This window comes from Colwellia sp. MT41 (assembly GCF_001444365.1).
Lineage (GTDB): Bacteria > Pseudomonadota > Gammaproteobacteria > Enterobacterales > Alteromonadaceae > Colwellia > Colwellia marinimaniae.
Map to the genome: position 1 here is coordinate 263,277 of NZ_CP013145.1, position 14,226 is coordinate 277,502.

14 protein-coding genes are annotated in these 14,226 nt (G+C 41.2%); 5 read left to right on the plus strand and 9 right to left on the minus strand.

Going from position 1 to position 14,226, the window contains the following annotated elements:
* Window positions 1–155: 155 nt before the first annotated feature.
* Both CMT41_RS01140 and CMT41_RS01145 read left to right on the plus strand, forming a co-directional pair.
* Window positions 156–2,057: a methyl-accepting chemotaxis protein gene (locus CMT41_RS01140; RefSeq protein WP_057179330.1), complete on the plus strand. Its 1,902-nt coding sequence runs from the start codon at window positions 156–158 to the stop codon at window positions 2,055–2,057.
* A gap of 581 nt (window positions 2,058–2,638) precedes the next feature.
* Complete coding sequence (locus tag CMT41_RS01145) at window positions 2,639–3,397, plus strand: TSUP family transporter (RefSeq protein WP_057179331.1); 759 nt, start codon at window positions 2,639–2,641, stop codon at window positions 3,395–3,397.
* Between the two features lie 17 nt (window positions 3,398–3,414).
* On the opposite strand, the gene CMT41_RS01150 is transcribed toward CMT41_RS01145, so the two are convergent.
* The gene (locus tag CMT41_RS01150) at window positions 3,415–5,865 is read right to left on the minus strand and encodes a cation:proton antiporter (RefSeq protein ID WP_057179332.1); all 2,451 of its coding nucleotides are present in this window, start codon (window positions 5,863–5,865) and stop codon (window positions 3,415–3,417) included.
* A gap of 187 nt (window positions 5,866–6,052) precedes the next feature.
* Between CMT41_RS01150 and CMT41_RS01155 the strand changes: the two genes are divergently transcribed.
* On the plus strand, window positions 6,053–6,538 hold the full coding sequence (locus CMT41_RS01155) for a hypothetical protein (protein WP_057179333.1): 486 nt from the start codon (window positions 6,053–6,055) through the stop codon (window positions 6,536–6,538).
* A gap of 48 nt (window positions 6,539–6,586) precedes the next feature.
* Window positions 6,587–6,832: a helix-turn-helix transcriptional regulator gene (locus CMT41_RS01160; RefSeq protein WP_057179334.1), complete on the plus strand. Its 246-nt coding sequence runs from the start codon at window positions 6,587–6,589 to the stop codon at window positions 6,830–6,832.
* Window positions 6,833–6,901: 69 nt separating this feature from the next.
* Here CMT41_RS01160 and CMT41_RS01165 read toward each other — a convergent pair whose 3' ends face one another.
* Genes CMT41_RS01165 through CMT41_RS01180 form a run of 4 tightly spaced genes read right to left on the minus strand, consistent with a single transcriptional unit; the run spans window position 6,902 to window position 8,869 of the window.
* Window positions 6,902–7,300: a FixG Ig-like domain-containing protein gene (locus CMT41_RS01165; RefSeq protein WP_082606380.1), complete on the minus strand. Its 399-nt coding sequence runs from the start codon at window positions 7,298–7,300 to the stop codon at window positions 6,902–6,904.
* Window positions 7,279–7,623, minus strand: coding sequence for a sigma 54-interacting transcriptional regulator (locus CMT41_RS19845; RefSeq protein WP_442855059.1), 345 nt, complete (start codon window positions 7,621–7,623; stop codon window positions 7,279–7,281). Before CMT41_RS19845 ends, CMT41_RS01165 begins: the two co-directional genes overlap by 22 nt.
* Window positions 7,577–7,846, minus strand: coding sequence for a PAS domain S-box protein (locus CMT41_RS19850; protein WP_058026115.1), 270 nt, complete (start codon window positions 7,844–7,846; stop codon window positions 7,577–7,579). The genes CMT41_RS19845 and CMT41_RS19850 overlap by 47 nt, the downstream gene beginning before the upstream one ends.
* A gap of 48 nt (window positions 7,847–7,894) precedes the next feature.
* Window positions 7,895–8,869, minus strand: coding sequence for a methylenetetrahydrofolate reductase (locus tag CMT41_RS01180; protein ID WP_057179337.1), 975 nt, complete (start codon window positions 8,867–8,869; stop codon window positions 7,895–7,897).
* Window positions 8,870–9,120: 251 nt separating this feature from the next.
* Here CMT41_RS01180 and CMT41_RS01185 point away from each other — a divergent pair, with 251 nt between their 5' ends.
* Window positions 9,121–9,360, plus strand: a complete 240-nt coding sequence (locus CMT41_RS01185; RefSeq protein ID WP_058026116.1) for a hypothetical protein — start codon at window positions 9,121–9,123, stop codon at window positions 9,358–9,360.
* A gap of 297 nt (window positions 9,361–9,657) precedes the next feature.
* Here the strand turns inward: CMT41_RS01185 and CMT41_RS01195 are convergent, their stop codons facing one another.
* From CMT41_RS01195 to CMT41_RS01210, 4 genes are read right to left on the minus strand one after another with little or no spacing between them, the layout of a single operon-like run.
* Window positions 9,658–11,910, minus strand: a complete 2,253-nt coding sequence (locus tag CMT41_RS01195; RefSeq protein WP_058026118.1) for a xanthine dehydrogenase family protein molybdopterin-binding subunit — start codon at window positions 11,908–11,910, stop codon at window positions 9,658–9,660.
* 2 nt (window positions 11,911–11,912) lie between these two features.
* Window positions 11,913–12,413 carry a (2Fe-2S)-binding protein gene (locus CMT41_RS01200; RefSeq protein ID WP_058026119.1) on the minus strand — a complete coding sequence of 167 codons (501 nt, stop codon included), beginning with the start codon at window positions 12,411–12,413 and terminating at the stop codon, window positions 11,913–11,915.
* 23 nt (window positions 12,414–12,436) lie between these two features.
* A complete protein-coding gene (locus CMT41_RS01205; protein ID WP_058026120.1) occupies window positions 12,437–13,099 on the minus strand; it encodes a nucleotidyltransferase family protein in 663 nt (220 codons plus the stop codon).
* A complete protein-coding gene (locus tag CMT41_RS01210; protein WP_057179342.1) occupies window positions 13,089–14,132 on the minus strand; it encodes an XdhC family protein in 1,044 nt (347 codons plus the stop codon). Before CMT41_RS01210 ends, CMT41_RS01205 begins: the two co-directional genes overlap by 11 nt.
* Between the last annotated feature and the right edge of the window lie 94 nt (window positions 14,133–14,226).

Sequence of the window (14,226 nt, forward strand, 5' to 3'; positions counted from 1 at the left end):
AACTGTACTAAAAACACGGCAGTTATTTGTTACTTTTAGATAAAATTATATAAATCCTGAGCTTGTGGTGTAATAAAACTGTAACAAAACTGTCGTATTATCGAAACACAATAATCATCATTCTGTAACAAATACAGATCCTTAAGGAACTTGCTATGGATCGTTTGAATATAAAATGGAAGTTGGGTTTATTAGCAATATTAGCGGCAATAGGTTTTGTGATATTGATCACTTATAATTATTTAGCCACGGCAACCTTGGTAAAATTCAACAATATCTCTCGACAAACCGTGCAACTTGAAGCTGAAATGTTAATGTTGCGGCGCCATGAAAAAGATTTTATCGCCAGAAAAAATATTAAATATTTAACCAAGTTTACGCAAACATTCAGCAAAATCACCCTTACTCTCGCTCAAGTAGAGCAACAGCTATTGTCCGTTGATATTGCGAATCAACAGATTGATGAGCTTAAAAGGGTGTTAGTAAGTTACCGCGACAAATTTTCTATGCTGGTGAAGCAGCAACAAATAGTTGGCCTTCATGCTAAAGACGGTTTGTATGGTTCATTAAGAAATGAAGTACATCACATTGAAAATTTACTGATAGCGCGTGAAAAATTAGCAGGTGAAAGTTTACAGATCCATAGCTTAATGCGCACTATGTTGATGCTACGCCGACATGAAAAAGATTTCATGTTAAGACGCGATATCAACTATGTTGAAAAGTTTAATAAACGTATAGATATTATGCGTACTAAACTAACCAATAGCAGAATTGACCGTGATTTTAAGGAAGAAGCAAATATAGCCTTAGATAATTATCAACAACAATTTATCCAGCTAGTGCGGGCTGAACAGAAATTTGGTTTAACGAGCAATCAAGGTGTTCTTGGGGAAATGAGGGCGATCATTCATCAAAGTGAAACCCTATTAAAATCATTTAGACAATTTTCTATTGAAAATATTGAACAATATATGGCTAAAAAACAGTTAAACGACATAGTAGTCGGTCTTTGCTTAATCATATTAGTCATGTTGGCACTAATTATTATAGCCAATGGTATTTCAAAACGTATTACTGATTTATCTAAGCTAATGACTTTAGCGGCAAGTTCAAAAGATTTAAGCTTGCGGGCGTCGATTTCGGGTAATGATGAAATTAGCACAATGGCAAAAACTTATAATGACATGATGGCTGAGTTTGATTGCTTGATGACGGAAGTAAAAAACTCCTCGCTAGAGCTAGCACAAGCATCTAAAGATTTAAAAGTATCAAGCGAGCATACTTTAGCCGGTGTTAATCGCCAGTTAAGCGACAGCGAACTGGTCGTATCGGCCATGACTCAAGTCAGTGATTCTGTTGCTGAAGTTGCGTTTAATGCTTTAGAAGCCGCTAAAACCTCATCGTCTGCCGAGCAAGCTTCATCTCGTGGGCATCAACTGGTCAAAGAAAATAGAAAAAGTTTTAGCAAACTTGTCGCTGACATTGAAAATTCTGGCACGATAATTCAAAATTTAAGTAAAGAAAGTAATAATATTGAGGCCATGCTCAACGATATACGCAGTATTGCCGATCAGACCAATCTACTTGCCCTTAATGCTGCTATCGAAGCCGCCAGGGCGGGAGAGCAAGGGCGTGGTTTTGCCGTGGTCGCCGATGAAGTAAGAACTCTCGCCAAACGTTCAGCTGAATCAACACTTGAAATAGAAAATGTGGTAACTCGCTTACAATCATTAGCAGCAGATGCGGTAACCGCAATGCAATTAGGCAAAACTCAGGCAGAAACCAGTGTTGAAAATACCAATAACGTCGAGCTAGCATTAACTGACATAAAAAATTCCAGTGAAGCTGTTAATAATATGAATCGACAAATAGCGAGTGCCGCTGAGCAGCAGTCTAGGGTTGTACACGAAATTAATCGTAATTTGATGTCAATTGCTGAAGTAGCAAGGAATACGGCTAACTTGTCTGAGACAATATCAGTGTCTAGTGAGCAATTACAACACTTGTCTGATCAACTTGGCCTTCGTGTCTTAAAGTTTACCCTCACAAGTTAATGGACTACAACTCCAGGACTGAGTGTGTGCCTAAGGCTCAAATATTTCGGGGTGGTTAACTCAAATCCCCCGGTGTTAGGCTGCTTGGATGTATTTGAGGGCAGGGGGCTTTATCGTATAAATCTGCTCTTGGTATTCAATCTTCTGTGGTGATTGATAATCTCAAACCTTAGGCTAGTCACACTTCATTGGTTAAGTCTTATACCAGTTTCATTAAATGATTGCTCACTTGTACTGGTTAAAATAATCCAGCCCTTCGTTGCTTTCAATCCCAATAGCCAGCTATTGCTCAATCAAGCGCCTTGTCCTGAAGTGTTTTTCCTACGCACAACAAGATCAAAAACTTAATGAAAAGGGTATTATTTCATCATAATTAAGCTAAAACTGGCACTTTATTTTCCTCGGTGAAATCGATTATTGCCCCCTAGTGTGTTGCTAATTGTTGAGCACTTGCTTAAAATATGCGGCTATTGGTTGATGTATTGCCAAGCTGATTGAAAATGTGTCCTCGTTGGACAGGTAGGAACCAGTATCTTCAGGTGGTTTGGCTCGATACTTAGTTGAAATTTAGAGGACCTGTTGTGGAGTTTGCCAGCTTAACTATTGAAATGTATTTCTTTTTATTTACCATCGCCATTGTTGCCGGTTTTCTTGATACCTTGGCAGGTGGCGGTGGTTTATTAACCCTGCCGGCGTTAATGATGACTGGCATGCCGCCTTTAGCTGCATTGGCAACGAATAAATTGCAATCAAGTATGGGCGCAGCTACGGCCAGCGTGATGATGTTACGTGGTAGACGAGTGCGCTGGCATCAGGTGAAATACTTAATGCTATCTGCTTTCATTGGCTCGGTGATAGGTACTGTTATTCTTCAGTTTATTGATGCACAAATGCTGACGGTTATTATTCCCGTGGTGATTACTTGTATCGGTATATATTTTTTAATCACACCAATGGTTGATGAAGCGAATAAGCCGGTGAGAGTATCATCAGCAGGTTATAAGAAGTTTGTTGTACCGCTCATTGGTTTTTATGACGGGATTTTGGGTCCTGGAACTGGCTCGTTTTTTACCTTGGCAGGTCGAGCTTTACGTGGTCAGAAATTTCTTGAAGCAACGGCTATCGCAAAAACCTTGAATTTTGCCAGTAATATTGCCTCACTGCTGGTGTTTTTGTTTGCTGGTCATGTAGTCTGGTTACTGGGCATGCTCATGATGGTGGGGCAATTTATAGGTGCTTGGTTAGGTTCTCATTGCTTATTCAAAATACCGGTGAGCTATTTACGTTATTTAGTGGTATTTATGTGTTTTGCCATGCTAATTAAGTATGTTGCTACTTAATTATTGTGTGGGGTAATTTATTGCATCATTTTACCAATAGCTTGTGATAATTCAGGCTCAGTGGCTAAGATAGGTTTTATTTTTTCACCAGGCAACCAAATAATATCCACCAAGGAAGTCGCTTTAATAGTATCAGCAGAAAAGCCAGAGAGTAACGATATCGCACTCACTGTTTCGCCCATACCTAAGACACTGGTAATTGTTTTGCCATCTTGTTCTCGTACTAGTTCCACTGTACCTCGCGTGATAATGCCTAAGGCACAAAAGGCCTTGCCAGCCTTGGTTATTTCTTCATTGGAGTTATAAATACTGTGCTGCATTATGGCGTTAACTTTATCTTGCGTGCTTTTGGGCAGTTTTTGTAACCAAGCGAGCTGTTTGATTAACTGCTCGCCAGAAATTGAGCTTTCAATATTGGTCGCTTTATTGAGTGCCGCCATGCGTTTTTCCACCGCCATTATCATGCGCTCTGCTTCGGGTTTATCAAGTACCGCTTGTTTTAGTTGCTGCGTTATAACCGCTCGCTCGCGATACAATAGCAATCGACAAGCAGAGTAAGTTTCTAAGCTATGGATGATCTCTGGAAAGGCTTCGCGCAAACTGGTGATATAACACATTGTCGTTTTTTTGTTATCTTCGACCATAACATGTACATCTTCAGCGGCTATATCGTTGGGCGCTAACTCATCAATATGTGATTTAAGTTCACTTTGAGCCTGAATAAAGCCCCGGGCAACCTCATAACTTAATGACAAACGATTAAAGCTAAGTTTTAGGGCGAATTTTTTCATTGTTTTAATATTTTTTAAAGCATTTAACAGTGGCGGTGTTTGCCATAAACTTTCTAGTTCAGTACGTGGTGCTATGGTGGGTGTGCCATCAAGGGCATGTTCAACCGAGGCTACGAGTTTGTTGGTCGCCCCTTCCCCCAAGGTGCCTTGTTCAAACTGAGTCCAATAATGTTTACGTTCAGTTTCGAGCAAACGTCGCTGGTAGGCAGTGATTAACTCTTTCTCACTGATTTTATCTACTTGGGTTTGGATGCTGACCGCATGAATACCGGAAATTTTTTTAACTTGTGGCCAATTGGCGCCTTTTAAAAACTCATCGGCCATCATCTCGGGTAAGATAGCCGATAGGGTTTTATTTATTTCGCCACTGGCTTTATCTACTGTGGCTTGTTTTGCTTCGGGTAAACGATTAAGGGCTAACTTTTTAAGTAGCCAACCCATGCTGCCACCATTAATTAACATGGTTAGTACGACAATGCCGGCGCATAAAAACAGGATCTGATCACCTATTTCTCTAGGTATGAGTTCATTTTGTGCCACGGTTAGTGCCAAAGCTAATGATACCGCACCGCGTAAGCCGCCCCAAACTAACACAATGGCTTTTTCTCGGGTGATACCTATGCCAATACGTTTAAGTAATGGCATAAATAGCGCCACCGAAAGACTACGAATAACTTGTACACTAATATATAAAATCAGCAAAGCAAACCACATTTGGCTATTATCTAGTTGCACTCTACCGGCGATGAGGGTGCCCACCAGTAAGAAGATAATAGTATTGGCAATATGAGCCATCATCTCCCAAAAGTGATGTAAAAAACCACTGACCTCAGGAGAAATTTTAGTGCGGCCTAAGCTGGCAAACATTAACGCCAATACCACCACAGCGACTACACCGGAAACATGTAACGCTTCGGCGACCATAAAGGCCAGGTAAGAAACCACGATAGATAGCGTGATTTCAATCATGGGGTCGTTGAATATTCGGCCAATCCAATGAATGACAATAAGACCAAAGAAAGCGCCGATAAAGCCGCCAATAAATACTACCCGTAAAAAATCCCAAGCAATGAATAGTGGATTTATGTTTACTTCACTCGGGCTGACCACCATAGACAGAAATAGCATAAAAAAAACTATCGCGGTGCCATCGTTAAATAATGACTCACCTTCAATCAAGGTCTCCAGTCGTTTACGCGAGCTTAATTCTCTCAGTAACGCCACCACAGCCACGGGGTCGGTAGCACTAATGAGGGCGCCAAACATAAAACATAAGGGCCAACTCCAATCCCAAGGAAAAGCATATTTTGCCAGTACGGCGGTTAACAGGGTTGCTACCATCAAACCTGGCACCGCTAGTAGTGCTATTTGGGAAAAAATACGGCGAAATAAATGCACCTCCATGGCGAAGGCACTTTCAAAAATTAGGATAGGTAGGAACAACCACAGGATTAAATGTGGATCGACTTCGGCGATCATCAGCACAGTTTGCTCCATTAACGGTATATATTGCGCGAAGATGCCACTACGTTGGAGCAAACCGAGCGCTAAGCCAATAACCAATAGCGCCACTGAATAGGGAATGGGGGTGTTTTTTAGGACATCACGGGTGATAGCACCAATTATTAGCGATAGCACCACAAATACCAGTACTAAAATGCCGGTATCAAAATGCATAATCCTTACCTAGTTGTTACGGGCGGATTCACTAAGTATAGTAAAAATTAGTGTAAAACCTGATTGAGCGACTTACTAAGTAGTGTTAACTTAACATAATGCAATGTTAATAATATTTGACATTATGTTTGTTTAAACTTACTCTGTGTTAAGTTTACTTAACATTGTAAAGGTAGGAAGGTTAGCTATGATTTTTAAAAATAGTAATTTTAGTGAGCAAACCGCATGGATTAGTGTGACTTTTACCCTATTCATCGCCTGGTATTATGCCAATGGTATCACTCAGCTTGAGGGAAACTTTGCCAGCCATGCCGAACAAATAGTTGCCTTATGGGCGAGCACAATAATCGCCAGTATCATTTTTGTTATCATTGCTTTTACCATTTTAGCTGTTATTAGCAAGGTGAATGGTGACGGTGAAGACATCTCTTTGATTGATGAAAGAGACGAAGTGATTGAAGCTAGAGCGACTAGATGGGCTTACTATAACTTGAGTACTTGCATCATTATTTTGTTTGTCCATATATTTTGCCAAGGCGTTATTACTAATTACCCCTTTTTCACTAACGTCCCTCCCATCGACTTTCTCATTCACGGCTTAATGTTTTCAGGCCTATTGGTTGAGTTTGTTTTACGGGCGACACAAATTTATCGGTACCGCAAAGCTGCTTAGCAGAAGAGTTAATGTGCCTAGTACAGGTAAACAGTAAAGGTGAAAAACATGAGTAAAAAAGCGAAAGGCGTTATTAGTAATCAGCTAAGAAAAAAGCGTTTTGAAAAAGATGAGATGACTCAACAACAATTAGCTAAAGCCATAGGGGTAACCCGTCAAACGATTGCGGCTATCGAGGCTGGCAAGTACTCACCGTCATTAGAAGTAGCATTTTGTCTAAGCGATATATTTGCCAGCCCTCTTGATGAGTTATTCCAGTGGCAAGCCAATGACAGTGACACTAGCAAAGTGTAAGTGAATGAAATTAGCCTATCATCTTAAATTAATGTAATCAATTCTCATTTGCTTTGGCTTGGGTGTGAGTTAGTTGCGAAAAAAGACGCTACTTTTTTGCAAGACAATGTCTGCTTGCTCGATAGCCTGAATAATAAAGTTAAAACGAGTTATCTTTTGCGGCAACTTATCGCCATCAATAGCCAGGGTGATAGGGAACTCTGGCATAATACCAGCGCCAATAAGTACTTTTTTATCAAGCTTTACTGCTGTCCCCGCTAAATTATCGACATTAATAGTAAAGTGCAGTGGCAGCTGACTTTTATTTAAAATTTTTAAAGTGAAAGTGTTTTCGACCACACCGGCAAAATTAACGCGGTACAAAGCCGTTCTATCACGAATAACATTGGCTTCTAGGGGAATTCGGCTATCTATTGCCCAGACCAGTAAGGCAGTAAAAATTATGCTTAAGCTGGCGTAAGAGACCAGTTTACTTTTACTAGGGGGGAGTTATGGCGTTGACTGAGTTGGTGTACATTACGGGCGACTACTTCTTTACCTGTGCCATTTTCTCCGAGAATTAATACCGTACTGTCGGTTTTTTCGACTAAATTTATTTGTTTGAGCATAGCTCGAAATGGTTTACTGTTACCCTCTAAGCCCGAGCCACTCGAGCTTTCATTAATTTCATCTTGCAGCTTCTCGGTAAGATCTTTTACTTTTTTCAATGCCGCTCTGAGATTGTCATCCGCTAGCTTTTGTTGGCTAACATCTCGAAAAACAGCTACCGTCTTTACGCCAAAATACTTCATTGGTAATTTTACGCTCAATACCGTCATGCATAGTTTGGGAAATATGGCATTCTTCTTTAGGGTAGTGCTCACCATTGGCATGACTATGGTGATGATATTCATGAATGTTCTTACCGAGTAACTCTGCTGATTGCCAACCGGTCATTTTCTCAGCGGCGGGGTTAACAAACAAGGCTATCGCTGAAGCGCTTAAGGACAATGAATAGCTTAAATAACTCATCATAACGATGAGTTATTTTGGAAAAATAGCGGGGTGTTATATATTTATTATTTATTTATTTAAAGCCGCCAATTCTTTTTTCGCTAAAAAATTGTCCATTTTTGAACGTAATAACTTATATAACAAAATTGAGCCGTCTATTTCTTCTTTACGATTAGTTAAGCTCTCAATATTTAAACCTAAAGGTAAGTCATAAGGGATGACGGCATCTAAAATTTGCTGCAAGCTATTGACACAAATACGAATTGATTCATACAAAGGGTTTTTGGCATTAAGAATACGTAAACTGGTCGCCTCGGGAACATTGACGCCTAACCAGTCAATAAATTCTAAGGTCTTTTCACTACCACAGGGGGAGAATGTTAAGATCAAGCGTTGTGGTTTTAAGCCTTGTTTTTGGCATTCAATGGCATAACGGGTAAGCAAGTCTATGGTTGCTTGTGGGTTGTATATGGCTTGAGAAATAAAGAAACTACAGCCTTGTTGGTGTTTGGAAATTAAGCGCTGATGTTCATCTTTCTTATTAGCATGGCGCTCAGCAATAGTAACACCACCAATGAAAAAATCATGGGGGTTATCGACTAACGTTTGATATGCACTAGCCAAAGATAAGGAAACTTTATTATCCTTTGATGGGCTACCTACCAGCACTACATCTCTGACGCCATATTTCTGCCACGCCTCGTTTGCCCATTCATTAAAGTCATCACTATTGGATTGAGTCACGCTTTTATAAGTAATGACTGGACGATTAGATTTTTTATTCAATATAGAAGAATAAAGCCTAGTGTCATGGGTTGATTTGAATGGGAAAGGTCTGGGTTTACTAATACGCGAATTTTCATCTTGAATGTCATAAACAATCAGGCCATCAAAGTCGATATCACTAACACGTTCAAGTAGCTTATCGGCAATTTCAGCCACTTTATCAAGTGGGGTATCACTTTTGGGCGGTGTGGTGCCGATAAAGTAGACACCGCGATTAATATCATTATATCTGGCTTGTAGCTCTGAGTGCGTAGTCAAAATATTTCTTCTTTATTTATTTTTGGGTGTTTGGGCGTTTAGATGGCTATATGTTCGGGCAAATAGCCGCTTTTGTCAACCATTGAGTGTCTTATAAAGTGAATTTTATGCATTTTTATTATTTGGGCGGTTTTCTTTGGGCAGAAAAAAGCGAGTGCTGTATCGCGCACTCGCTGTTACTTACTTAATAACCTTGGCTCAGCTAGGCCAAGGTTATTAATGAAACCCTGTATGAATACCACTCAGGTGGTATGGTACTAGCGGGTGAGCCAAGCGATATTTTTTGGCAATGGCGTGGCCTTATTGATAGTAAAGATCGTAATGAAAAAGATAAAAAATCGCGCCAGTTAAGCGTGACTATGGCGCAGCGTAGCGATGTTTTAATAAAGTTAATCCCTGAAAAAAAAGGTTACTCTTTTACAGAGCTGGTTGCCGGGGCAGTCGTTTTTTTAGCAAGGCGAAGCATGAAATGCCTTTACAACAACCCATAGCTATTAATGCCTGGTTGCAAGTATTGGCGGTATTGTTATTGGCGAGCGGGATTATGGGCTTTGTTTTAGAGCGTAAGTTATTCAAGTTAAGTAATACTAATTTCATTAAATTATTGCCCACTTGTGCTGGTTTAAACACTCCAAGGCGGCGTTGCTCTCAATCCCAATAGCCCGCCTTGCCCTGATTTATTTTCCCTACACACAACAAGATCACAAACTTAATGAAAATGGTATAAGTAATTATTTAATTGATAAAATAAATGGCGCTAACAGCATTTGTGTTAACGCGATTTTTTCCTAAACGCTAAAGACTTTATTCACCGGTAAATCCCTAATGCGCACTTTACTGGCATGATAAATAGCGTTAGTAATGCTCGGCGCTATCGGTGGCACACCAGGCTCACCAATACCACCCGGCGGTGCGTCAGATTCAACAATATGCACATGCATTTCCGGTACTTGGCCAATACGTGCTACCGGGTAATCATGAAAATTACTTTGCTCAACACGGCCGTCTTTTACTGAGATCTCATTCATCAAAGCAATGGATAAACCAAATACCATGGCGCCTTCCATTTGCGCTTTCACCCTATCAGGGGTAATGACAATGCCACAATCTACCGCGGTATGCATTTCAAGTACGGTGACTTTATTGTTAACAACTGAAACTTTCGTTGCTGCGGCCACAAAAGAGCCAAAGCTACGTAAAAAGCTGATGCCCCAACCTTGGTTTTCCGGTAGTGCTTGTTCAACCTTGGCCTTATCACTAACTAAGTTGATTAGGTCTTTCATCCGCTTGGTATCAATTGGATGAGCAGTTAAGTCTAAATCATAATTAGCGTAGTTGAAGCCATTTTTATTAGGGTCGACATGGCGATCGATACCGAGTAAATTTAGCCACATCTGCCTAGTGGATAACTTTGCTTTTACCGCGAGTTCATCGACAAAAGAGCCCAGTGCAAAGCCGTTATTAATACAGGCGACTGAGCGAACCCAACCCGGTCTGACAAAAGAGTCGACCGCATGTTTTTCGATGCTTAAATTGTTCAAGGCAAAGGGAATATCACCAAAGCCAAGGGCCAGTTGGCTATCACTGGGAACTTTAGCTTCGGCATTCCATAACCAGCCAATAGGTGGGTAGGCATTACGACTTATCCAATGATCAGCACTGCCATTAGTGGTTAGTTCCGCTTTGCAGTAATTGGCTGAGATTGAATGATAATAGCCATGTTGAATATCATCTTCACGACTCCAAATTACTTTTACCGGCCGTTTACTGGCCTTCGCTAATTCAACCGCTTCCACAATAAAGTCAGCCTTAGATTTACGACCAAAAGCGCCGCCCATTAGTGTGACATTAAGCTCAATATTGTCGTGCTCATCCTCGCTTAGTCCTAACTCACGGGCAACAGTACTCTTAGCCCACTGTGGATTTTGTGTGCCGGCCCAAATAGTACATTTGTTGCCTTTAACAACCGCGGTAGCGGCAGGTGTTTCCATTGGCGCATGGTGTATGTAAGGCACAGTATAAGTCGCCTCTAAGGTGTTTTTGTCATTATATTTATGGCTATAAACATTGCCTTTACTGGCAACGGTTTCACCTTGTTGATGCACTTGTTTAACAAGCTGTTTACTAAATTCACTGCTGTTGTGGCTTTGCTTATCACCATGTTGCCATTTGATTTTTAACTTTTTACGACCTTCAAGGGCAGCCCAAGTATTGTTGGCTAATACCGCGACACCACCTAAGGGATTAATAGCCACCGGGATACTTCGCGGCTTAAGGGCGATAACATCCACCACGCCGGTTACTTTTAAGGCTTCGCTGGCGTCAAAAGATAAAACTTTACCGCCAACGACTGGCGGTCTGACAATCGTGGCAATAAGCATATTAGGCAGTTGTATATCTTGGGCGTATTGTGCTTTACCAGCAACAATATCGTCTAAGTCGGTTAATTTGACGTCTTTACCAATGAGTGAAAAATCACGATTGGCTTTTAACTTAATGGTTTTGCTATCCGGCGGGGTGAGTTTGGCGGCGTGACTGGCAAGTTCACCAAAGCTAATTTTTTCACCGGTAGCGTTATGAACAACAAAATGCTGTTGCGCTTTAACGGCGCTGCGTTGTACTTGCCAAATATTAGCGGCAGCTTGCTCTAACATTTCACGAGCGACTGCGCCTATTTGACGAATACTGGTGAAATGATTACGAATAGACGCTGAGCCTGCGGTACCTTGCGAGCCATATTTTGCATCGGCTTTAGCTTGTACCACAATCACTTTTTGCCAATCAGCTTCTAGCTCTTCGGCAATAATTTGCGGCACACTGGTGCGAATGCCTTGGCCCATTTCACTGCGATGACAAACTAAGGTCACCATAGAGTCGCTGGCAATACTGACAAAGAAATTTAATTCATGACTGAGTGTGCTGCTCGAGGATTTGGTTTGTGCGCTAGCAAGGGGTAAGTTAATACCTAAAACAAAGGCACCAGTTGAAATACCGGCAACTTTTAAGAAGCTACGACGACTGACATTTTTAATAGAGTTCATGGTTATGCTCCTTGCTTTTTGTTAGCAAACTGACGGGCGGAAGAGTGAGTCGCCGCTGACTTTATTGCCGCTTTAATGCGTTTATAGGTGCCACAGCGACAAATGTTACCTTGCATGTGTTCAATGATTTGCTCATCGGTTGGCTGAGGAATATCTTGCAATAACGCCGCAGCACTCATCATTTGGCCACTTTGACAATATCCACATTGGGGTACTTTGAATTCGCGCCAAGCAACTTGTACGGCACTTTCACCTAAGTTACCGTTTTTATCGGCTAAGCCTTCAATAGTGGTAATTTCTTGCTCAGCAATAGCCGATACCGGGGTCACACAAGATCGAATAGCTTTACCATTAACGTGCACGGTGCAAGCGCCACATTGTCCAGCACCGCAACCAAACTTGGTGCCGGTGAGTTTTAGCTCATCACGCAGGACGTAAAGTAGTGGCATTTGTGGATCAACATCAAGCTCAATAGGCTTTTTGTTTAGGGTTATTTTGATCATACTGGCTCCAGGTTTTTACAGTGTTAAGGTGTTGTTTCACTTAAGTTATTCTCTGCTTGAGCGTTTTGTAAGTATTGTCTGACTTGCTCTAAATCAGCCAAGGTATCAATATCGAATTTTGCCTCTGCACAAGTGATGGCATCAAATTTATTGGCATGTTGTTGTAATAATTTACCTGCGCCCTTATCTCCTTGCAGTTTTAGCAGTTGCGGAAAGTATTTTTCCGGGAAAATAGCAGGTGCCATTAATTGTTCATCGCATCGGGTGGCAATAATTTTATTAGGTTGGGCTTTGCTGGCGTTAAGTAACGCTTGATAATGCTCAGTGGTGACTAATGCTTGATCCGCCAGCGCAATTAACACATGACTACTATGAGCTTTAATCGAGTGCACTGATTCTGCTAGGGTATGACCCATGCCCTGTGACCAATGTTGACTGGTAATGACTGAAACCTCCGCGGGTAATCTGGACTTTATTACATTTTTATTTGCCCCTAAGGTGACATATAAAATGTTAACGCCAGCATGCTCAAGTAAAGGTTGTAATTTTTCAATGCTATAGGTAATTAGTGGCTTACCATCAATTTGAGCAAGCTGTTTAATGCTCCCGCAGCCTACTTGATTAGGAACTGATTGTTGAAAGCGTAGGCCTTTTCCTGCTGCTAATAAAATTATATTAACTTGCATGCTTAACTACTTTCGTGATGCTGCTGATGTTGTTAGTGCTTAACTGACTATGGAAGTAACCCAAAGACTTGCCAGAAGCGTTTTCTATACTGGCATGTGCTTGCGATAAGATGGCTAGCGCAATGGACTCGGGTAGCTCACCACCAAGATCAAACCCCATAGGACTGGCTAACTTATTAGCAAAGTCAGTTGAGTTTAATCCTGCTTTTTCCAGTACTTGTTCTGTGCGATGCTGAGGACCTAATAAGCCCAAGTAACTAGCTGAGGCAAGATTAGCTTGGCTTGCAACCAATTGTAAGGCGTGAGCATCGAGGCAAACGTTGTGGTGCATAATCACCACAGCATCGGCTTTGGGTAACAACAGGTTTTGCGCTAGGCTAGCATAATCTTGATTGATGAGTAGATCAGCCTTGCTAAAATAGGCAGCTCTAGCATAAGCGGTTCTACTATCGACTAAACAAATAAACCAACCTAGGGTATGTGCTATGTCAACCAGGGGCTGAGCATCTAAGCCACCACCAAAAATAACCAAGGCAGGTGCTGGTTTAATGGCAAGTAAAGGTTCAAGGCAGCTGACTGGTTTTGATAAAACTTGGTTCTTACTTTGGTAGGTGCTTGGGGTATTGCCGGTATCAATATGGTAAAAACAAGCGTTTCGATTATCAAGTTGGCTTTTTAAAGTGACTAAGTCGAGGTAATTATTATCGGCAGTGATAGGCTGTAGTAATACTTTCACTAAACCGCCGCAACCTATGCCTAGCTGCCAGGCAATATCACTGTCATCTTGCATATCGTAACAGACAGTAATACTGATGTTTTTATGCCAACACTTTTGCGCTTGGCGCATTAAATCTGCTTCAAGACAGCCACCGCTTAATAAACCATAGCTTTTGCCTTGGCTGTTAATAAGCATCATGGCACCAGCTTTACGATAAGAAGATCTTTGCGTTTCAATAATGCTAGCCAGTACCCACTGGCATGAGTCTTTTTCTGGCAGCCAGTTAGCTAATAATGCGGTAAGGCGATTACTCATTGGTGGTTTTATTTCACTTAACTTAACAGGAGTTAAGTTAACATAAATGAGAAAGTCACCAAATTAAACCGTTGTCGGCAATAAAAATGTAAGC